At 55.9% G+C, this 19,790-nt stretch carries 14 protein-coding genes and 1 tRNA gene; 10 read left to right on the top strand and 5 right to left on the bottom strand.

Annotated features, from left to right (window positions below; translation table 11 throughout):
- The first annotated feature begins 80 nt into the window (after window positions 1-80).
- The 3 genes from tadA (at window position 81) to HMPREF2891_RS07570 (ending at window position 3,593) form a co-directional block, all read left to right on the top strand.
- On the top strand, window positions 81-719 hold the full coding sequence (tadA, locus tag HMPREF2891_RS07580) for a tRNA adenosine(34) deaminase TadA (RefSeq protein ID WP_233187630.1): 639 nt from the start codon (window positions 81-83) through the stop codon (window positions 717-719).
- Window positions 720-744: 25 nt separating this feature from the next.
- A tRNA-Ser gene (locus tag HMPREF2891_RS07575) sits at window positions 745-830 on the top strand.
- Between the two features lie 402 nt (window positions 831-1,232).
- Window positions 1,233-3,593, top strand: a complete 2,361-nt coding sequence (locus HMPREF2891_RS07570) for a glycogen/starch/alpha-glucan phosphorylase (RefSeq protein ID WP_070664806.1) — start codon at window positions 1,233-1,235, stop codon at window positions 3,591-3,593.
- Window positions 3,594-3,679: 86 nt separating this feature from the next.
- Here HMPREF2891_RS07570 and HMPREF2891_RS07565 read toward each other — a convergent pair whose 3' ends face one another.
- The 4 genes from HMPREF2891_RS07565 to HMPREF2891_RS07550 all read right to left on the bottom strand — a co-directional run bounded on the left by HMPREF2891_RS07565 (window position 3,680) and on the right by HMPREF2891_RS07550 (window position 7,273).
- Window positions 3,680-4,564, bottom strand: a complete 885-nt coding sequence (locus tag HMPREF2891_RS07565; RefSeq protein ID WP_070619187.1) for an NAD(P)-dependent oxidoreductase — start codon at window positions 4,562-4,564, stop codon at window positions 3,680-3,682.
- Window positions 4,565-4,591: 27 nt separating this feature from the next.
- Window positions 4,592-6,025 (bottom strand): four-carbon acid sugar kinase family protein, encoded by a 1,434-nt coding sequence (locus HMPREF2891_RS07560; protein ID WP_070619189.1) that lies wholly within the window; start codon window positions 6,023-6,025, stop codon window positions 4,592-4,594.
- A gap of 204 nt (window positions 6,026-6,229) precedes the next feature.
- A complete protein-coding gene (locus HMPREF2891_RS07555; protein WP_070619191.1) occupies window positions 6,230-6,925 on the bottom strand; it encodes a FadR/GntR family transcriptional regulator in 696 nt (231 codons plus the stop codon).
- Between the two features lie 156 nt (window positions 6,926-7,081).
- On the bottom strand, window positions 7,082-7,273 hold the full coding sequence (locus HMPREF2891_RS07550; protein WP_070619194.1) for a PspC domain-containing protein: 192 nt from the start codon (window positions 7,271-7,273) through the stop codon (window positions 7,082-7,084).
- A gap of 211 nt (window positions 7,274-7,484) precedes the next feature.
- Between HMPREF2891_RS07550 and HMPREF2891_RS07545 the strand changes: the two genes are divergently transcribed.
- Both HMPREF2891_RS07545 and HMPREF2891_RS07540 read left to right on the top strand, forming a co-directional pair.
- The gene (locus tag HMPREF2891_RS07545; RefSeq protein ID WP_070619197.1) at window positions 7,485-8,243 is read left to right on the top strand and encodes an ABC transporter ATP-binding protein; all 759 of its coding nucleotides are present in this window, start codon (window positions 7,485-7,487) and stop codon (window positions 8,241-8,243) included.
- Entirely contained in the window at window positions 8,240-10,753 is a 2,514-nt protein-coding gene (locus HMPREF2891_RS07540; protein ID WP_070664804.1) for an ABC transporter permease, read from the top strand. The genes HMPREF2891_RS07545 and HMPREF2891_RS07540 overlap by 4 nt, the downstream gene beginning before the upstream one ends.
- An 80-nt stretch (window positions 10,754-10,833) precedes the next feature.
- On the opposite strand, the gene HMPREF2891_RS07535 is transcribed toward HMPREF2891_RS07540, so the two are convergent.
- Window positions 10,834-11,463, bottom strand: a complete 630-nt coding sequence (locus HMPREF2891_RS07535; protein WP_034509031.1) for a superoxide dismutase — start codon at window positions 11,461-11,463, stop codon at window positions 10,834-10,836.
- 244 nt (window positions 11,464-11,707) lie between these two features.
- Here HMPREF2891_RS07535 and HMPREF2891_RS07530 point away from each other — a divergent pair, with 244 nt between their 5' ends.
- From HMPREF2891_RS07530 to HMPREF2891_RS07510, 5 genes are all read left to right on the top strand, one after another.
- The gene (locus tag HMPREF2891_RS07530) at window positions 11,708-13,216 is read left to right on the top strand and encodes a DUF7059 domain-containing protein (protein WP_070664802.1); all 1,509 of its coding nucleotides are present in this window, start codon (window positions 11,708-11,710) and stop codon (window positions 13,214-13,216) included.
- Window positions 13,217-13,347: 131 nt separating this feature from the next.
- The gene (gene topA / locus HMPREF2891_RS07525; RefSeq protein ID WP_070664800.1) at window positions 13,348-16,080 is read left to right on the top strand and encodes a type I DNA topoisomerase; all 2,733 of its coding nucleotides are present in this window, start codon (window positions 13,348-13,350) and stop codon (window positions 16,078-16,080) included.
- A gap of 63 nt (window positions 16,081-16,143) precedes the next feature.
- The gene (gene tmk / locus HMPREF2891_RS07520) at window positions 16,144-16,806 is read left to right on the top strand and encodes a dTMP kinase (RefSeq protein ID WP_070619209.1); all 663 of its coding nucleotides are present in this window, start codon (window positions 16,144-16,146) and stop codon (window positions 16,804-16,806) included.
- The gene (locus tag HMPREF2891_RS07515) at window positions 16,803-17,984 is read left to right on the top strand and encodes a DNA polymerase III subunit delta' (protein ID WP_070664798.1); all 1,182 of its coding nucleotides are present in this window, start codon (window positions 16,803-16,805) and stop codon (window positions 17,982-17,984) included. Before tmk ends, HMPREF2891_RS07515 begins: the two co-directional genes overlap by 4 nt.
- 7 nt (window positions 17,985-17,991) lie before the next feature.
- Complete coding sequence (locus HMPREF2891_RS07510; RefSeq protein ID WP_083311307.1) at window positions 17,992-19,551, top strand: alpha/beta hydrolase; 1,560 nt, start codon at window positions 17,992-17,994, stop codon at window positions 19,549-19,551.
- Window positions 19,552-19,790 lie beyond the last annotated feature (239 nt).

Below are 19,790 nucleotides of genomic sequence, written 5' to 3'. Positions count from 1 at the left end.
CTTATACCGTACCTTGACCAGGTGCGAGGAAGTTAATCTTTGCGGCATTCTTTGCAAATAGTTCGCTAAAATCAAGCATTATGGCTGATCATTCATTTCCGAGTCGGGTAGAGATACACGGCACCCAAAACCTCAAAGCACACCTTGAGCAAGCCGAAAAACAAGCCAGGGCCAGGGCTCGGCTGGCTGAGCAAGAGGCACGCACCAAAACTCTGAGTGCACGTGGGGAGCGCAGGAACCCGCCCACGCCCTCGGAAATGAAATCCATCTACGAAAACGCTATGAGCCGCGCCCTCTACCTGGCTGACCGGGCGCGAGCCGCGGGAGACGTGCCCGTTGGGGCTGTTGTGATCGACGAGTGGGGCACGATCCTGGGGGAGGGGTGGAACACTCGAGAAGCGGAATCCGATCCTGCCGGCCACGCCGAAATCAGTGCGCTACGCGATGCCGCGAAACTCCGCGGCACGTGGAGGCTAGATGACCTCACCCTTGTGGTCACTCTTGAGCCGTGCACAATGTGTGCCGGCGCAATAGTGAACGCGCGCGTAAAACGCCTAGTGATGGGCGCGTGGGATCCAAAGGCAGGGGCTGCAGGATCAATTCGAGATGTGGTTCGCGATTCGCGTCTCAACCACCAGGTGGAGGTAATTCCCGAGATTTTGCGCACGGAATGCGAAATTCAACTCCGCGGGTTTTTCTCAACGCGTCGCACCATGTAGTATGAGGGCCGGATGAAAGTCCAAAGGTAGCGTGTCCGAGCGGCCGAAGGTGCAGCACTCGAAATGCTGTGTGGTTAATAGCCACCGTGGGTTCAAATCCCACCGCTACCGCCGAATGAAATCTCGCGACATATGTTCTGCATATGCCGCGAGATTTTTGTTATGGCGCCCCTCCCGCCCCTCTGATCTGCTGGAGCCGTGAAATAGAAGAGGTGGAACAAGCGCAACGCAGAAGAGAAGTGGCCCCATGATCGCCTATTCACTGATGCTTGCACCGGCCTGGATTCTCATCACCATTGTTCGGTTATTTATCTCCGCATTCAATAACAGCGGTGGCATTCCAGGCCCGTACAACGACTGAGCGCTTTTTACGGGTGTCATTGCGCACAAAACAGGGCGTTATTTCAACACTGAATTCGAGCAATGGGCGCCATCTCGATAAACTAGCGACGATGTTCAAGCTCGCTTGACTGAAATGGTTTGGCGAGTCTGTTCACTTTGGAAGGATAACGAATGACCGACTTTACGACGGCATCCGCTGGAGCGGTTCGCGCCGTCTCTGGACGGCCCCCGGCAGTTTCAACTCCGATGGAGTTCTGGCAAGGACTATCCGCATCAGTGGTAGACCAGATTGCTGACAACTGGTACGCAACCAAGGAGCTCTACCGCAAGGGAAGGCGTCAGCACTACTTCTCCGCTGAGTTCCTCATGGGCCGAGCCCTCCTTAACAACCTCCTCAACCTTGGCCTGGTAGATCAGGCCGAAGAGGCTGCAAAAGCATTTGGTCAAGATCTGTCACAGATCCTCGAAGAGGAACCCGACGCTGCCCTCGGAAATGGTGGCCTTGGACGTCTAGCAGCATGCTTCCTGGATTCTTGCGCAACTCAGGACCTCCCCGCAGTTGGTTACGGCATCCTGTACCGCTACGGGCTTTTCAAGCAAGAGTTCCGCAATGGTTTCCAGACCGAGCACCCCGACTCCTGGATGGAAGAGGGATACCCTCTGGTTATTCGCCATGAGGAAGAAATGCGTATCGTTGACTACGCCGACCTCAAGGTAAGGGCTGTTCCATACGATATGCCGATCACCGGCTATGGCACGGAGAACGTTGGCACGCTCCGCCTGTGGAAGGCCGAGCCGATGGAAGAGTTCGACTACGACGCCTTCAACTCGCAGCGCTTCACCGACGCTATCGTGGACCGCGAGCGCACGCACGACATTTCTCGCGTGCTCTACCCGAATGACACCACTTATGAAGGCAAGGTGCTGCGCGTACGCCAGCAGTACTTCTTCGTTTCTGCTTCTTTGCAGGAAATCGTTGAGAACCACCTGGAAGTGCACGGCACGTTTGAGAACTTTGCACAGTGCAACTGCGTGCAGCTGAACGATACGCACCCGGTGCTCGCTATTCCAGAGCTCATGCGCCTGCTGATGGATGAGCATGGCCTCGGCTGGGTCGAAGCTTGGAAGATTGTTTCGAAGACATTCGCTTACACCAACCACACGGTCCTCGCTGAAGCGTTGGAGACCTGGGAGATCTCGATTTTTGATCGCCTATTCCCACGCATCATGGAGATCGTATGGGAAATCGATCGCCGTTTCCGTGTGGAGATGAAGGAACTCGGCCTCGATGACGGTCGAATCAACTACATGGCTCCCGTATCCAACGGTGTTGTACACATGGCGTGGATTGCGTGCTACGCGTCCTACTCCATTAACGGTGTTGCGGCCCTCCACACGGAGATCATCAAGCGTGAAACGCTGGGCGAATGGCACGACATTTGGCCTGAGAAGTTCAACAACAAGACCAACGGTGTAACGCCGCGTCGCTGGCTGAACCAGTGCAACCCGCGCCTAGCCGCCCTCCTCACTGAAGTGACTGGCGGAGACGAGTGGGTGCGTGACCTCGATGTGCTGAAGAAGTACGTGGACGCCGGCAATGACGAAATCTATGACCGTCTGAACGAAATTAAGCACGCAAATAAGGTTGATTTCGCGAAGTGGATCAAGAACCGTCAGGGTATCGACATTGATCCGGATGCTATTTTTGACGTTCAGATCAAGCGCCTCCACGAGTACAAGCGTCAGTTGCTCAACATCATGTACGTGCTTGACCTGTACTTCCGTCTAAAGGATGACCCGAAGGCAGATATTCCGCCGCGCGTATTCATTTTTGGTGCTAAGGCAGCTCCCGGCTATGTGCGTGCCAAGGCGATTATCAAGTTGATCAACGAAGTTGGCCGCCTGGTCAACAACGATCCTGAAGTTTCTAAGGTTCTGAAGGTCGTATTCGTGGAGAACTACAACGTTTCGCCAGCCGAGAAGATCATCCCGGCAGCGGATGTTTCTGAGCAGATTTCTACCGCGGGTAAGGAGGCGTCCGGCACCTCGAACATGAAGTTCATGATGAACGGCGCTCTGACCCTAGGCACGCTCGACGGTGCAAATGTGGAGATCGTGGATTCGGTTGGCTACGACAACGCTTACATCTTTGGTGCGCGTGAAGAGGAACTCCCCGAGCTTCGTCGCACTTACGACCCGCGCCACCAGTACGAGAGCGTTCCGGGCTTGCGCCGCGTCCTCGACGCGTTCACCGACGGCACTCTAGACGACGGTGGTACCGGAATGTTCCACGACCTGCGCTGGTCCCTGCTCAACACGAACGGCTACGAGCCGGCCGACATGTACTACCTGCTCGGCGACTTTGAGGACTACCGCAAGGTGCGCGACCAAATGGCTGCGGACTACGCGGACCGCAAGAAGTGGGCGGCAATGACTTGGAAGAACATCACCGAGTCCGGACGCTTCTCTTCTGACCGCACCATCCGTGACTACGCGAACGAAGTGTGGAAGATCGAACCAACCAAGATCTAACACGCGAAAATAGTTTGGGTCCTCAACCTGAAGGTTGAGGACCCAAACTATTTAGATTCCAACGAAGAAGCATTCGGTCTAACGTGTTAAGCCTGCGGTGCCACCACGCGGATTACAGACGAATCATCTTTTGCGGCCATGCCCTGAGCAACCCCGATGAGGTATTCCTGCTGCGCGGCTGCCGCCACCGGAACGGCCAAACCAACTGATTTAGCGGCATCCGTGACGATTCCCATATCCTTCACAAAAATGTCGAGGCGCGATTTAACTTCGACGTCCTCTTCTTCGTACGCCCGCAACATACGCTCGCCGCGGTCCCCGAGCATAAACGATGCTGCCGCGCCTGACATGAGAGCATGGAGTGCCTGGGGGACGTCAAGCTCAAGCTTTCGCGCTAGTGCGAGTGCCTCGCCAGCCGCTGCGATATGAACGCCGCAGAGTAGCTGGTTTACAGTCTTCATGGCCTGTCCCTTGCCGGCCGTGTCGCCAACTTTAACGAGAGTTCCGGCCATTTCCTCAAGTACAGGTAGTGCCCTCTCGTATACCTCGGGAACCGCACCGACAACTACCAGAAGGTCTCCCTCACCTGCGCGCACGGGGCCGCCTGACACGGGGGCATCGACCAAACCGATACCCTTTTGTGAAAGAGGTTCCTGGGCATTAGAGGCGACGTCGACACCGACAGTTGAAGTCAAGATGATGGTAGCTCCCTCGTTGAGCACCGCTACGACGCCGTCCTCGCCGTAAAGAGCGTTGTCAAGCTGCGCCTGGTTACGTACAGCCAGTACAACGAAATCTGCGCCGTTGGCCGCCTCGCGCGCCGACGAAAACGTAGCTATACCGGCATCTGCAGCAAGTGAGGTTCGCTCTGCAACGGGGTCGAAACCGGTAACCGCAAACTTTTTGTTCAGGTTAGTGGCGATGGGCAGGCCCATAGCGCCAAGTCCCAAAACAGCGATTTTCTTAGACATTTTTGATCTCCTTTGATCCTTAGAAGATTAGTTTGAAAGTTTTTCTACGACGGCGGCCAGTGAAGTTTCGTTGCCCACATTGCCTGCGAAAACAATGTAAGGAATGCCGCGAGCAGGCTCGTTCTGTCCGCTCCAAAGTGAAACAATTCCGGGAAGCATGGGGCCGATAACGGTTGCGCGCCTAATGCCCAATCCCTTCGAAGCCACGTCAGATGAAGTGATTCCACCTTTAGCAATCACGAATCGAGGAGTGGTGCGTCCAACGATTCCTCGCACGACGTCGACAACCGCTGCTGATACCCGTCGGGAGATTTCAAGTGATGAAGCACCATCGTTACCTCGCACCAGTTTGCGCGATGTTCGAACAACAACGTGGCCGTTATCAAGACCCGAAATCGCACTGTTTATAACATCGGCGATATGCGAATCTCTGGCGTTGTCATCAAGAATTTTTTGAACATCGATCTCATACTCTTCCAGTTCAACGTTGTCGCGCAAATAGTTCAACTGACGAGTGGTTAGATCTACGTGGCTTCCGATAACGATCAGCCCGCCTGGCACAGTGCTTCGTCCCTGTCGGGATTCTTCCACCTCTTTTGTTGTAAGCGGGGATTTAGGATCTTGTCCGATGCGGGCCCTGACAAATGGGGGGCCAACTCGGTATAGAAAAGTTGAGCCGGCAGCTTCTGCCTGATTCAGCGCAAGCGAAAGGAGCCGCAGGTCATCTTCAGTGACAGAATCGCAAATGATCGGCTGCCTGTTTTTAGCGGCACGCAACTTTTCGACGACAGCGTCAAGATCGGTTCGAAGTGTCGTTAAGTCGATTGCAATGACGTCGCTGGCCTTTGTAGCACCGCCTGTTTTTTCTTCAATCCACGCGGCCAACGCCGAGGAACTGAAACCGAACGTTGCGTCTTTGGCGAACTCGGTTTCACCCACAGGCGTGAAACCATCAGCCTCAGACCCCGCATAGTGGATCCCGTCTATCGTGATCCTGCCAGCATCTGCAAACGCGGGAAGAACTACGATGCCATCAACGTCGCGCCCCGTCTGCTCTTTCATCGCGTCGGCTAGAGTGTTCGGCTCAAGCGGGAAATGACCGCGTAGCGTTGAATCAGATCTGGATACAAAACTGATTTCCAGACCATCGTGTTTTTTGATCGCCTTGTAAGCGGACTCGACTACCTCGCGATTTATCTGCTTCGCATCTTCGGGGGAGAGGGAACGGGAGTTTGTCATCACGTAGATAGCTGGTTTTCCCGTGCTGAATCCCCATTCGAGGTCTTCGGGCTCCCAGGACGTTAGTACAGGCAAGTCGGATACGGACTGTGTACCGGTAGGGTCATCATCGAGCACCACAAGGATGGGCGGCGAGGTCCGAGCGTTTTCATCACGCACTCGTTGCGCGTCGACGTTCACGGCCGGCGGATGTGCCGCAGTTAGTTCAGCTAGCGTCTTCATGCAACAACTCCTTTGTTGAAACTCTAGAGACCTTAGACGTCAGAGGTCTAAGACAATTTAAGAATAGGTTTACCCGGTTGAGGTGTCAAGGTTTCAACGAATGAAGCTTCAACGGTGCAGGGCAAAGGGATAAATCGCTATCCGACCGCAGCGTGCGCTAAAGCATCAGGCGGGCGTGAATGAGTGTTTTGAGCCTCTAACGAGTTAATCCGACAGGTGTGTCTCAATGTCAGAACTCGTCTGAGTCATGTGAGCTCGCATCGCATCCTTCGCCCTTTGCGCATCGGATTGTTCGATGGCCTCCAAAATCTCAAAATGGTGATGCCTAGCCCGCTTGCGAATCTGAGGAACAGAGGTTGTGAGAAGTCGAGAATCATGGAGAGCAGTAGAAAGCGGGGTCATGATCGAAGCTAGGAAAGGGTTTTTAGAGGCGCTTAAGATGGCTTGATGGAACTCGAGGTCGGCGCGAGTAGCCGCCTCTATGTCGCCCTGCTCGCTGGCGGCATCATATTCATCTAGTTTTTGTCGCAAGTGCTCTATATCGGCATCAACGCGGCGTTCTGCAGCTAAACCGCATGCGCCAACCTCTAGCATTCGACGAACTTCCGAAAGGTACATTCCCAGCTCTTTTGGAGACGACGTTTGCGAGATCCACCAAATAATCGAACTGAGGTCCGTCCACTCGGCCGGGTCAACTACAAACGTTCCACGGCCGTGCACCACGTTTACTACACCACGCTCAGTAAGTGTTCGCACAGCCTCCCGCATCGTTGGACGCGCAACTTGCAACCACTCCGCAAGCTCAATCTCAGGAGGGAGGGCCTCACCAACTTTGAACTTCTTTGAAACGATTGCGTCAAGAATCATCGTTGTCGCTCGTTGGACGCGGTCGCTAGGCATGAATATTTACCTCAGTGAAGAATGGATTATTGCCCAATTAAACAACGAAATGAACCGAGATATCTAGTCTTAGCCAGAACGCGCATCAACCGATCGTAAAACAGGGGGTGGGACTTCGGAAGAGCCCCACCCCCTTGCAAGTGAAACAAATAGAGATCAGTACGCAGGTTCAAGCGGGACGATCGCCCACAAAATCAGATATACAAGCAGGCCCGAACCCATGCCGAGAATTAGCAGTAGCGCAACAATTCGTACAAGAGTGGGATCCCAGTTGTAAGTCCTAGCAAGGCCACCGCACACGCCACCGATGTAGCGGTCCGTGCGCGAACGGTAAAGACGTGGTGCCATGATTTCCTCCAACCACTAGGTTTTTCGTACTTCCATTATGGAATTAGGTGGATTGCAAAACTATCGGGGATCACCCTGATTTTTAACCACGATTTCGCAAAAATAACCAGCTTCGTAACTCAGGGATAAACCAGGGTGTTACCGGATAACGCGAAAACTTGGCTGTCGATAGTTTGGAAACAACGATTTAAACCTATCGAAAGAGGAAACAATGTCCGCCCACACAATGCCGGTTGCAAGGCACGCAAGTAGCCAACGCACACCGATCGTACAGTTACGTTCCGTTACAAAAATCTATGGTCGAGACGACACTCGCGTGGTGGCCCTCGACAACGTCGACCTCGATATTTTCGAGGGCGAGTTCACCTCAATCATGGGCCCATCCGGGTCCGGAAAATCGACGCTCCTGCACTCGTTGGCTGGCCTTGATTCAGTAACGCGAGGCACCGTTACGATTGCTGGGCGAGAGATCACCAGCATGAACGACCGCGTACTTACCCACTTTAGACGCGACAACATCGGCTTTGTCTTCCAAGCCTTTAACCTCGTTCCCACAATTGATGCGGAAGCAAACCTCACCCTTCCTATGCGGCTTGCCGGCAAGCGCGTTGACAAACAGTGGATGAACCAAATCGTGCGCAACCTGCAGCTCGAAGACCGCCTCACGCACAAACCTCATGAGCTCTCCGGCGGCCAGCAACAACGCCTCGCCGTTGCCCGCGCACTCCTGTCCCGTCCAGCCGTCCTCGTCGCCGACGAGCCAACCGGCAACCTCGACTCCGCCGCCTCCGCCGAAGTTCTCAACATGCTTCGCAGCGCCGTAGACCACCTCGGACAAACCGTAATCATGGTCACCCACGACGTGAACGCCGCCTCGATTGCGGACCGCACACTGGTTGTACGAGACGGGCGCATCGTTGCTGACATTGCGCAGCCAACGCCCGAAACGATTGGAGACGTGACCCGGTGAAAGGCTTACTATCCGCAAACATGAAGTCGCACGGTTCGCGTTACCGGGCCACAGTAATAGCCGTGGCGCTCGCGGTAGCGTTCATACTCACCGCGTTCGGACTAGCTGGTGCGCTCCAATATTCTGCCAAAGCTTCAGTCGCATCGAATGTACTAGGCGCTGACGGAATCATAAGTGACGTCGTGTACCAGGACCTTGATGACTCCGTACAAAATCCGACGGACAAAATCTGGGAACACCTCAAAAACGATCCAAAAGTTCACGGCGAACCAATATATGTCGGCATTGAAGAAGTGACCGTTCCCGGCGGGGCCGATAGCGGTTTTCTCAGAATCGCGCAGGTGCGACCCGAACCGTTTGGAAACCCGAAACTAGCCGAAGGTAAGCTACCAGCCGCATCAGATGAAGTGGCGCTTCCCGAGTTCGTTAAAGCCAACCTGTCCGTGAAAGTGGGCAGCAAGGTCAAAATGACTGGGATAGACCGCGAGTTCAAGATTTCCGGCTTCACTGAAGTGGAGAACGGGATTAACTCGGCGCCAAGCATCCTGTATGCCGCCGGCCAAATCCCGAAGCTGTATGAAGATCGCTATGTGTCCGAGGTTGTCTTCAATGTTGATGGTAAGAAGGGTGATGCTGCAGTTGAATACGTACGCGCAGAAGCCCACAAAATCCTGCCAGATTTGGATACCGAGGAGATTGTCCTATCCTCTGAAGAATATGTTGAAAAGCAGATGGAGGACATCGCGGAGGGCATGCCCGCCGTGCTTGCGGTAGTCCTGGTTTTCCCCGGCATTGCAGCCGTTACCGCAATCATCGTTATCTCAACTACCTTCCAGGTGATGTTGGCCCAGCGGAAGCGAGAACTTGCTCTTCTGCGAGCTATTGGCGCGGATGCCCGGCAGATTCGCGGCCTCATGATCAAAGAAAACCTGATTGTTGGTCTGCTGGCCTCAATCGCGGGCCTGTTGCTTGGTGCGGTTAGCTCAACGCTTCTAAACAAGTTCACAAAAATTGTTCCTGAGTGGACTGACGCGTTCTTGGCTATCCCGCTCTGGGGCTATGCTTCAGCCCTAGCGATTGGCGTACTGATAACCCTTATTGCAGGTATTCGCCCGGCATTCCAAGCAGGAAACCTTTCGCCAATGGTCGCGCTAGAGCCGGTTGATAGTGCTGCCGTGCAGAAGAACAAGCGGCTCACCCGCCTGATCTTCGGCATCGTAATCACGGGTATCGGCCTCGCGTGCATCACCATTGCCACCGTGAGCCCCGACTTTGGAAAAGAAGCGGCTCAGTTTGGCCTCGCATTCCTCGGCGGCGTAGTCAGCTTCATCGGTGCGCTCATGCTTCTAACCTGGCTGGTTCCATACATTACGCGAGGCATTGGGAAGCTCATTGGCAAGAACAGTGTCACCTTCCAAATGGCCGGTGAAAACACGTGGCGCAACCCCGCCCGCACCGGAGCTACCGGAACTGCCCTCGTTCTTGGAATCACACTGGTGACCATGATGATTGTTGGCGCAAAATCGGTGGAAACCTCCGTTTTGACGGAGATTGACGAGAAGCGTCCGATTGATCTGATTGTCAGTACTGAAGATAATCGCCCTTTGACGGATGCGGAAATCACGGCCATTAATAAGACTGAGAACGTTACCCAGGTTGCAGTTACCAAGGCTCTACGAGTTCCGGCCGGTGGCGAGGCTGATCCTATGGGCAACGGCTATATGCAGATCAACGAGGCCGCAGACCTCTCGAAGGTCGCCCACACTGATGTTGCCACGCCACCTGAAGGCACCGTTGCGGTGGACGGATGGCTGTACGACCCGGATGAAGGAACAAAACAGTTCAGCGCGGGCGACAAATCGATGACGTTTGCCGTGCAGGCTGCGCACACCCCGAACTACACGCTATCTTCGAAAGATTTCGAGGCGGTGCGTGCAATGTACGGCGAGGAGGTAGTGGACTCGTCCGTGGCATTTGTGAGGATAAAAGACGGGCTTTCCATCTCGCAGGTGCTGGAGACGAGGAACAACCTCATGGACAAAGTCCAGGCTCCGCAAATAGGAGGAAGCGCCCTAGAGCGTGCGGCAATGGTTTTGGCAATCAAATCAATGTTGATCGCAACCGTTGTCATGCTGGCCGTATCGGTATTGGTGGCTCTTGTGGGCGTTACCAACACGCTCGCCCTGTCCGTGGTTGAACGCCGACGTGAGAATGCGATGGTGCGAGCACTTGGTATGACCAAGGGCGATCTGCGTCGCATGATCACCTGGGAGACCGTGCTGATTGCGGGCGTTGCCACCGTCGTGGGCGTGGCCATGGGAATCGGCTATGGGGCGCTTGGCCTGCACGCGCTTCCCATTGGTGAGGCTACTCGCCACCTGGTTATCCCGTGGGATCAAGTGGCAGTTGCTGCTTTGATCTCGTTCCTAGCGGCCCTGTTGGCATCGATTATGCCGGCTCGCCTGGCCGCAAAGGCGTCCCCGGTAGAAGCCCTCGCCGATGTCGGTTAGAAGACCGCTACTTAGGTAAAGTTTCAGCCCCGCTCCAAATCACGGAGCGGGGCTGAAATGAGTGTTACCAGGCAGTTAGCTTAGGCGTTAACTACCAGGAGGTCACCGAACTTGGCGCGGGCGTTGTCGAAGCGCTTCGCAACGTCCTCCCAGTTAACGACGTTCCACCAGGCCTTCACGTAGTCGGCCTTCACGTTCTTGTAATCCAGGTAGAAGGCGTGCTCCCACATGTCGAGCATGAGGAGGGGTACAACGCCTACCGGGATGTTGCCCTGCTGATCGGTCAGCTGGTAGGTGACCAGGCGGCCCGAAATCGTGTCGAATGCGAGGATGCCCCAGCCCGAGCCCTGCAGGCCAAGTGCTGCGGCGGCGAACTGTGCCTGGAACTTCTCGAAGGAGCCGAAGTACTCGTCGATAGCGGCTGCAAGCTCACCCTCGGGGCGGCCCTGACCGTTTGGCGTCATGTTCTTCCAAAAAACCGAGTGGTTTGCGTGGCCGCCAAGATTGAAGGCCAGGTTCTTTTCCCACAGGTTGATTGCGGCAAAGTCACCGTTTTCGCGTGCCTCTTCAAGCTTTTCGAGGGCGGTGTTTGCGCCACCTACGTAGTTTGCGTGGTGCTTGGAGTGGTGTAGCTCCATGATCTGCGCCGAGATGTGTGGCTCAAGAGCAGCATAATCGTAATCAAGTTCTGGCAGGGTGTAGACAGCCATGTTCAACTCCTTGGTTAAGGTCGGTGTCAACTTCAATAACTGCATCGGATTTTCCGTTGCGACACTTCGACTCTACCGAAGGCTGTAGTGCCTCGCATGCCGGTGAGACCTATATTTCCGGTGCGCAATTCTACAAGTGAAGGTGGGTTGATTTGCAAATCGGTCTTCGTTTCGTTGATATATTGCGCTTTTGTGGAAGAATGATTGAAGCTCATTACATGACATTAAGGTTGAGTAAATAAATATGCCCGCTCTGTTACTTGAACCAGATTTGATCCGCCGTTTACGAAAAGATCTAGTTGCCGCCCGCTTTTTTGTGGACGATGTGAATGCGTTGTTCGGCGAGGTTGCCGCTAACGCTCTGCTACGAAACGAGCGGGTGCCGGCGTTGCTGGCGGCTCGCGGCGGACAGGGAGATCTGAGCGTATTGGCGCGGTTGTTTGTGCTTTGGGATGAGGTTTCCACCGCTGAGGTGGCTAGGGCACTGCCAACGGTGGGCGTGGATGGTTTGGTGCGTTTGGGTCTTGTGGAAGAACGCGAGGAGAAGGTGCGCGGCCTTGTCCAGTTGCAGCCGCATGAGGCGGTGACGAGCCAGGCCGAGTTCAACTGGTGGATAGCGTCGGACCTAGGCGAAGGGCTGACTGGTACGGCGCCGCGTCGCGATCATGTGCTGGGAATAGGCGGCGCTACCCGCGCGCTCATGCAGCTGACGCCGCGCGATCGAGTGGACAGCGTACTGGATTTAGGAACGGGTTGCGGCGTGTTGGCAATGTACGCGACAACGCATGCAAACCGCGTGGTGGCAACGGATTTGTCGGGCCGGGCGCTTGATTTTGCGCGCTTCAATTTCGCGTTGAACGAGCTGGATATTGAGGCTCGTGAAGGCTCCCTCTATAACCCGGTGGAGGGCGAGCAGTTCGATCTGATCGTCTCGAATCCTCCGTTTGTTATCACCCCGGATTCGCTACGCGGCGCCGGTCTTGTGGAATATCGCGACGGTGGTCGCAAGGGCGATGATTTGATGAAAGAGGTGGTTACGGGCGCGGCGGATCACTTGAAGTCGGACGGTCGCGCACTGCTACTAGGAAACTGGGAGATCTCGAAGCAGTGGGATAGCCATCCGCGGGCGTGGCTCGAGGCGGCGGGTTTGAATGGCTGGGTGGTGCAGCGCGAACAGCTGGATCCGGCTCAATATGTGGAAATGTGGATGCGTGATAACGGTGCGCGCCTGGCGATGAGCCCCGCTGAGTACGAGGAGGCCTTCGCGTTGTGGATTGCAGATTTTGAGCGTCGCGGTGTGCAGGCCGTGGGGCTGGGCATGGTAGCGCTGGAGCGCGGCCCACAAACCCCCTCGATTGTCTGTGAACAGGTGGTGACTTCGCAGAGCGCTTCGGGTGACTACATCGGTAGCGTAATGAGTGAAATCTTCAGGTTCGAGATAACGCCGGAAACCTCTGAAGATGCTGTTTTTGTGCGCGAAAGTGATGTGCGCGAGGAACGCCATTACGAGCCGGGAGCCACGGATCCGCAGGTGATTGTCGCTACGCAGGGAGGCGGGTTTGGCAGGCGAATTCAGTTGAACTCGTGGATGGCGGCCGCGTTGGGGGCGTGTGATGGGGAGCTGGCGATTGGCCAGATCATTTCGGCCCTGCACGTGCTAACGGATGAGGATAGAGATGTAATCTCTAAGCATGTGTACAGCCAGCTTGGGCTGCTTGTGCGGGCTGGTATGTTGAAACGGGTGACAGCCTAAGACGCGGTTCGCGTGTTTCTCTGGTTGGCGTCTGTGATAGGACTTGTGCAAAAGTTGTTTAACAACCGACGTTTCGGGTTCGACTTTAGGGAATGATCCGTATCCGCTTGTAGCGGAAGGAAGAGGAAAAAGTGGCGGGTAACAAACTCGTTATTGTGGAGTCTCCAGCCAAGGCGAAGACGATTGCTAACTATCTTGGCCCGGACTTTACTGTCTTAGCCTCGGTTGGGCACATTCGTGATTTGCCGCAACCTTCGGAGCTTCCTGCGGATAAGAAGAAGGGGCCGCTCGGTCAGTTCGCCGTGGACGTCGAACACGATTTTGCGCCCTATTACATGGTGAACCCGGATAAGAAGAAAACGGTTACGCAGTTGCGCCGCGCGCTTAAAGAGGCCGACGAACTCTACCTCGCAACGGATGAGGACCGCGAGGGTGAGGCCATCGCGTGGCATCTTTTGGAGGTTTTGAAGCCGAAGGTGCCGGTTAAACGCATGGTGTTCAACGAGATCACGAAAGACGCGGTGACTGCGGCGCTTGAAAATACGCGCGATATTGATACGCGGTTGGTTGATGCGCAGGAGACGCGCCGAATTCTTGACCGTCTGGTTGGCTACGAGGTTTCTCCAGTGCTTTGGCGCAAGGTGAATCGCGGGCTATCGGCGGGCCGCGTGCAGTCGGTGGCTACGCGCCTGGTGGTTGAGCGTGAGCGTGAGCGCATGGCTCACGTTGCCGCTAATTATTGGGATATCGAGGCCGAGTTTGAGGCTGACAGCAAGTTCACCGCCCGGGTTAGCCAGGTGGACGGGCTACGCGTGGCGCAGGGCCGTGATTTTGGTGATGACGGCCAGCTGAAGAAGCCGCTTGAGGTTTTACATTTGAACGAGGACGCCGCGAAGGCGCTCGCGGATGTGCTTTCCGGCCTGGGCGCGGGCGGCGCGAAGGTTTTATCGGTGGAGCAAAAGCCGTATAAGAGGCGTCCGGCTGCTCCGTTTACAACCTCGACGTTGCAGCAGGAGGCAGGTCGTAAGCTCCGTTGGAATTCACGCGACACAATGCGAACGGCCCAGTCGCTGTACGAAAACGGTTACATCACGTACATGCGTACGGATTCTACGGCGCTGTCGAAGGAGGCCATTTCGGCGGCGCGGGCGCAGGCTCGCGAAATGTTTGGGGCGGATTCGGTGCCGTCATCCGCGCGGGTTTATGCGAAGAAGGCAAAGGGTGCGCAGGAGGCGCATGAGGCTATCCGTCCGGCGGGTAACCATTTCCGCACGCCGGCTGAGCTTGCAACGAAGCTAAGTTCAGCGCAGCTTGCCCTCTACGATTTGATCTGGAAGCGCACGTTGGCGTCGCAGATGACGGACGCTACGGGTACTACGGATACGCTCCGAATCGCGATGCGTACGCCCTCGATGAACGAGGTGGGTCCGCTCGCGTCCGGGGAGCATGATGTGATCGCTTCGGTTTCGGGCACGGTAATAACGCATCGCGGTTTCTTGGCGGCCTATGAGGAGGGCCGGGACGCGGAGCGCTACGCAGATAAGCAGTCCGGTGATCAGCGTTTGCCGAAGTTGGGCGAGGGCGCGCTAGTTGATGTTGTGAGTGCCACCGCTGAGGGGCATGAGACCACGCCGCCGCCGCGTTATACGGAAGCCTCGTTGGTCCGGGCGATGGAGGAGCGCGGGATCGGCCGCCCGTCTACGTATGCGGCAACGATTTCGGTGATTACGGATCGCGGTTATGTGACGAAGCGTGGGCAGGCGTTGGTTCCGTCTTGGCTGGCGTTCTCGGTTACGAGGTTGCTTGAGAAGCATTTTGGCAATCTTGTGGATTATGATTTCACGGCTTCGATGGAGCAGGATCTGGACCATATTGCGGCTGGGGATCAAAATGCGGTGGCCTGGCTGAAGTCGTTCTACCTGGGTGAGGGGGATGACGCGCCGAAGGTTTCGGCTGATGGCAAGGGGCTTCGCCACCAGGTTGAGTCTCTTGGAGATATTGATGCGCGCGCGGTGAACTCGCTTGATTTGGGTGGTGGCGTAACGGTTCGTGTGGGTCGTTACGGGCCGTATTTGGAGCGCGAGGATGAGGCTCGCGCGAATATTCCGAGCGACGTCGCCCCGGATGAACTGACGCCGAATAAGGTTGCGGAACTATTCAAGGAAGCTGAAAATGACGGCCGCGTGCTGGGTATGAATCCGGAGAATGGCCGTGACATTGTGGCGATGAATGGCCGTTTTGGCCCCTACGTTTCCGAGGTTATTAGCGAGGAGGAGCAGGCCGGCTCGAAGAAGAAGATTAAGCCGGCTACGGCCTCCCTGTTTAAGTCGATGGATTTGGCAACTGTGTCGCTTGATCAGGCTCTGAAGCTTCTGTCTTTGCCGCGCGAGATTGGCAAGGATGAGGAGGGCACGCCTATTACCGCGCAGAATGGCCGGTACGGGCCCTATATTAAGCGAGGCGCTGATTCGCGTTCTTTGGAGAGCGAGGAGCAGATTTTCTCGCTCAGCCTCGAGGATGCGTTGGCGCTACTTGCACAGCCGAAGACGCGGGGCCGTAGGGCAGCGAAGCCGCCTTTGCGTGAGTTTGGGCTAGACCCGGTTTCGCAAAAGAAGGTGACGGTTAAGGATGGCCGTTGGGGCCCGTACATTACGGACGGTACTACCAACATTTCCGTGCCCAGTAGTGAAAGTGTTGAGGGGCTTTCCGAAGAGCGCGCTTTTGAGCTTTTGGCGGAAAAGCGGGCGAAGGGGCCGGCAAAACGGGCTACGCGTAAAACGACTACGAAGAAGAAAACCACAAGAAAGACAACTGCGAAGAAGCCTGCTGCAAAGAAAACCGCAACGAAGAAGGCCGCTGAGTAGTAGTAAGCGCGGCCGGGTGGGCGGATTAAATAATTTGTCCTACCCTCATGCGAGGATATTTATATGAGTTCAACTGATACCCACCCCGGCTTGTTCGTTACGTTCGAGGGCGGCGACTCTTGCGGTAAATCCACACAGATCGCGCTAACCAAGCAGTGGCTTAAGGAGCGCGGGGTTGCCCCGTTGCTTACGCGCGAGCCGGGTGGCACCGAGCTGGGGGAGAAGCTCCGCGAGCTCATCATTCATGGTCCGGATGACATGGATCCTCACACGGAGGCCCTGCTGTATTCTGCGCAGCGCGCCTATCACATGGAAACGAAGGTGCGCCCGGCATTGCTTCGCGGCGAGGTGGTGTTGCAAGACCGCTACTTGGATTCTTCTGTGGCATACCAGGGTGCTGCGCGTGCGCTGGGCGTGGATGAGATTTTGCAGTTGAATCTGTGGGCTGTTAGGGGATTATTGCCGGATGTGACGATCTTCTTGGATCTGGATCCGGAGGTTGCATTTGAGCGTCGTACGGGCGAGCCGGACCGGTTGGAGAGGGAGCCAAACTCGTTCCAGCATCGCGTTCGCGAGCAGTACTACGAGCTGTCTAAAACCTATGCGGACCGCTATCGCGTGATTGATGCTTCTGGTGATATTGAGAGCGTGCAACAGCAGATTCGCCGGGCTTTGGAACCGCTAGTTGAAAAGCATTTGCGGGCAAACAAAGTTGGCAAAGCGTGAGTGTTTGGGATGATCTTGTAGGCCAGGCCCGTGCCGTTGAGACGCTACAGGCCGCGGCAAGGCGTGCCCGCGACATCGTAGAGAATCCTGAAAATATTGAGAACGCTAGGGCCATGACGCACTCGTGGCTAATCACGGGTCCTCCGGGGTCGGGGCGTTCGAGTGTGGCCAGGGCCTTTGCGGCAGCGTTGCAGTGCACGGGTGAAGAGGTAGGGTGCGGCACTTGCCCAGGCTGTGCCTCTACGCTGGCCCGTTCAAATGGTGATGTGACGGATGTTGAGACCAGCTCGGTGATCATCCCGATCGAGCAAATCCGTGACCTCGTGTATCAATCGCAGTCCGCACCTTCGCGGGGTCGCTGGCGCGTAATCCTCATTGAGGATGCGGATCGCATGATGGAGCGCGGGGCAAACACGTTGCTCAAGGCAATTGAAGAACCTCCCGAGCGTACGGTTTGGTTGCTTTGTACACCGAGCCCAGAAGACATGATCACCACGATTCGTTCGCGGTGCAGGCACTTGGCGCTTCGGATCCCGCCGGCAGGTGACGTGGCGCAGCTCCTTACGGATAAGTATGGGGTAACTCCAGAGCGGGCGGCTGCCGCCGCGCGCCTGGCGCAGTCCCACATTGGTCGAGCTAAGGGCTTGGCTAGTGATGATACGAAGATCCGTGAATACCAAGAGCTCATGGATTTGGCGCTGGGTGCCACGTCGATCGGCGAGGCCGTGTTGAACGCGGAAACTCTGATGGCGCGCGCCACGGAGATTGAAACGAAGCGGCAAGAAGTGGCGTTTGAAACTGAGGAGGCGGAACTTCGCCGCGCATTGGGAATCGGTGAGGGAGAGTCGATTCCCGCCCATATGCGCTATCACTTCAAGAACTTGAAGGAAGAGCAAAAGCGTCAGGCAACGCGTATGCAGCGCGATGCGTTGGATAGGGTTCTGCTCGATTTGTTGGCGTTCTTTAGAGATTTGCTGGCGGGGCAGTTAGGCGCTGAAGTGGGGCAAATTAGCGTGGGCTTGGATGACATGCTTCGCGATCGGGCGCGAAAACTGGATGTGCATGCAACGTTGGAATCCATTGGCCATGTGGAACGCAGCCGACAGTTGCTACAAACAAATACGAAACCGCTCCTGATCATGGAAGCCCTGTTAGCGGCACTGGTGCCAGGAAGGTAGAAGAACCGTGAAGAATGTGAAGCTCCTGGCAACAGTTGGCGCGATAACGCTCCTGTTGTCGGCGTGTTCTACTACGCCGCAGGCGCAGGTGCCGGAGGAAACAGTTCAGATAGAGGCTCCCGAGCCGGCACTTCAAACCTTTTACGATCAGCGCGCCGGCTGGCAAAACTGCGATGGTGACGCGTCCGTGATGGACTTCACGGATGGCCGCGCTGCAGAAAAAGAGTTTAAGTGTGCGAAAGTCACCGTGCCCCTCGAATATGAGAATCCGGGCAATGGCACCATCGAGTTGCAACTGGTGAAGTACTCAAAGTCTGCAGGCGCTGAGCCGCTTGTGTTCAATCCGGGTGGGCCTGGAGGTAGCGCGGTTTCGTCGCTACCAAGCATGGTGGATTACACGTTTACCGAGAAGCTGATGGCAGGCTACGACATCGTTGCCGTTGATCCGAGGGGCGTTGGACTTTCTGCTCCCGTGCGTTGTCTAACCGCGGAAGAAACTGACGAGTTTAGGGCTGAGGATGCTCCCGCAACGGTGGAGGAGATCCGCGAAGCGTCTCGCAAACTGGGCCAGGCATGTCTGGAGAAGTCGCCAGAGATGGCCAGACATTCTGACTCTGAATCTGCAATGCGTGACATGGACATAGTTCGCGCAGCGCTCGGGCAGGAAAAACTCGACTACATGGGCTTTTCTTACGGCACGTTCCTCGGAGCGTTGTACGCGGACACGTTCCCACAACAGGTAGGGCGTTTTGTGCTCGATGGGGCGCTTGACCCGTCAATCCCAGTGGACGAGGTCGCAGAAGGCCAGGCTTCTGGGTTTGAAAATATTCTCGCCTTCTGGCTAGATGCGGGCTCAAAGAAGGGGCAGATTCCGCTCAAGGGCAATACGGATCAGATGAAAGAACAACTAGGTGAGTGGTTGGAGACTTTGGAGGACGAGCCGCTACCTACCGCCGACTCGAATCGCCCGCTCACCAAAGCGTTGGCAACGTCTGCCATTCTCGCCCTCATGTATGACGATTCGACTTGGAACGTAGCTTGGGCGGGCTTGTCGCAGGCAATGAGCCAAAAAGATGGGTCCATCTTGTTGCAGGTTGCTGACCTGTATGCAGATAGGCAGGATGACGGGTCTTATAAAACCAACTCGTTTGACGCGTTCACGGTGATTAACTCTTTGGATTACAAGGCCTTGGACGATGAGCAGATGCAGGTGTATGCGGACCGGATCTTGCGCAATTCGCCGCTACTAGGTGAGGGGTTCATCTACTCTTCTGCGTCTATTGAAGGCTGGCCGGTTGAGTCCCGTGACACTCGTCGAGAGGTGAAGGCAAGCGGCGCGGATCCGATTCTCGTTATTGGTACCACGTTTGACCCGGCAACCCCGTACTACTGGGCCGAGAGCCTGGCGAAGCAGTTGGAGTCTGGCCACCTGCTTAAAGTGGAGGGGCTCAAGCACACGGCCTACTCGCGTAAAGCGGGCAACTGTGTGACGGATTCGGTTGATGACTTCATGCTGGCGGGCAAGGTGCCTGACGAGGGTAAAACTTGCCAGCTACCCAAGCAGTGAAAGGCAATCTCGCATTACCGGATTAGCACTCCGGCCGAAGGATGGAGCGCTCACGGTTTGGTTGCCGTTATCTGCGAGCGGCGAGGCCTCTCAGTCGGTTGTAGATCACAGCGCGCGGTTTGGCGGTGGGGGTGTTCATTCGCTAGAGTAAGGCTCGTGCCTCGTGGCGTTGCCGCCTTAGCTCAGTCGGCAGAGCGATTCACTCGTAATGAATAGGTCGTGGGTTCGATTCCCACAGG

Source organism: Actinomyces sp. HMSC065F11 (assembly GCF_001813085.1).
Lineage (GTDB): Bacteria > Actinomycetota > Actinomycetes > Actinomycetales > Actinomycetaceae > Gleimia > Gleimia europaea.
The sequence above is the reverse complement of the archived record's forward strand: the minus strand, read 5'-3'. Positions and strand labels throughout refer to the sequence as shown.

Coding starts and splice junctions, on each gene's coding strand:
- tadA (WP_233187630.1), top strand. CDS start 81: ATGGCTGATCATTCATTTCCGAGTCGGGTAGAGATACACGGCACCCAA.
- HMPREF2891_RS07570 (WP_070664806.1), top strand. CDS start 1,233: ATGACCGACTTTACGACGGCATCCGCTGGAGCGGTTCGCGCCGTCTCT.
- HMPREF2891_RS07565 (WP_070619187.1), bottom strand. CDS start 4,564: ATGTCTAAGAAAATCGCTGTTTTGGGACTTGGCGCTATGGGCCTGCCC.
- HMPREF2891_RS07560 (WP_070619189.1), bottom strand. CDS start 6,025: ATGAAGACGCTAGCTGAACTAACTGCGGCACATCCGCCGGCCGTGAAC.
- HMPREF2891_RS07555 (WP_070619191.1), bottom strand. CDS start 6,925: ATGCCTAGCGACCGCGTCCAACGAGCGACAACGATGATTCTTGACGCA.
- HMPREF2891_RS07550 (WP_070619194.1), bottom strand. CDS start 7,273: ATGGCACCACGTCTTTACCGTTCGCGCACGGACCGCTACATCGGTGGC.
- HMPREF2891_RS07545 (WP_070619197.1), top strand. CDS start 7,485: ATGTCCGCCCACACAATGCCGGTTGCAAGGCACGCAAGTAGCCAACGC.
- HMPREF2891_RS07535 (WP_034509031.1), bottom strand. CDS start 11,463: ATGGCTGTCTACACCCTGCCAGAACTTGATTACGATTATGCTGCTCTT.
- HMPREF2891_RS07530 (WP_070664802.1), top strand. CDS start 11,708: ATGCCCGCTCTGTTACTTGAACCAGATTTGATCCGCCGTTTACGAAAA.
- tmk (WP_070619209.1), top strand. CDS start 16,144: ATGAGTTCAACTGATACCCACCCCGGCTTGTTCGTTACGTTCGAGGGC.